At 42.7% G+C, this 976-nt stretch carries 1 protein-coding gene; it reads right to left on the bottom strand.

Annotation, left to right across the window (positions count from 1 at the left end; all coding sequences use genetic code 11):
• Positions 1–158 precede the first annotated feature (158 nt).
• Positions 159–968, bottom strand: a complete 810-nt coding sequence (locus A3756_RS23795; protein ID WP_068509730.1) for an MOSC domain-containing protein — start codon at positions 966–968, stop codon at positions 159–161.
• Positions 969–976: the final 8 nt, after the last annotated feature.

Genomic DNA, 976 nt, shown 5'->3' on the forward strand with positions numbered 1-976 from the left:
CGCAAGTGTTGACGAAGCTTTGGATATTTACAAACATCACTTTAGTGCCAAAAAAGACAGCACTGACGATACCTCGGACGAAATCGAGCTTTTCTAAGGCAAGTACCTTTCAGTTAAATGCCTATTTCTATGTTTAGAAATAGGCTGAAGCGCTTTACCTATCCCTCTTCAAGCACCTCAATTACTCTTAGCTTATCATCGAGTGAGATTTTCCCTGTATTAAGTTGAACCATATTCTGTCCGAAACAAACACCAAAATCGTTTTTTCGATACTTAGCTAGCGTCTTTAGAGGCTCTTTGCCAATCTCGCCATGCTCATCAATGCAAGTCATAATACAGCGGCTACATGGCTTAACTAATGCAAACTCTATCTCACCGATAGCAATACGCTTCCACGAGTCTTCTTGAAAAGGGATATCGCCTTCAAGCACAATATTCGGCCGAAAACGGTTCATGCCAACAGGAACTTCCAAGCGGCTATTCAGGTCATCTAATGAGGCCTGGTTAGTCAATAAAATCGGGAAACCGTCAGCAAAGCTAACTTGCTGGCTCTCTGCAAAGAACTCACGGTCGACCTGGCGAAAAGTTGAGTCAGGCATATAGGCCAAAGCCACATTCACCCCCAAATAGTCTGAAATAACTTGTGTCCGGCGGTCTTGTACGGTGAGCGCACCCACTTCATCAGACCAGACACATACATCAGCTTCTTTAGAAAACTCACTTAGCGAAAAACTGACCTCAGGAATGCCCTCGTCCGATATATTTAAAGTACTACCATCAAAGCTTGCAGAAACTTTGGCTAAGGCGCTATATTTTCGCTGAGTAATAAATCGCCCGGCATCATCCACCAACATAAAACGTCGATCAAAACGCAAACCAAAGCGATCAATTTCAACTTCACTTAAGGATACCGGACCAAGAGATTTGACCGGATGAATATTCAAAGCGGAAATTTTATATTCAGACATTTAAGAAG

Source organism: Oleiphilus sp. HI0086, assembly GCF_001635225.1.

Bases quoted from the DNA above. Each gene is read 5' to 3' on its own strand.
- A3756_RS23795 (WP_068509730.1), bottom strand. From the start codon at position 968: ATGTCTGAATATAAAATTTCCGCTTTGAATATTCATCCGGTCAAATCT.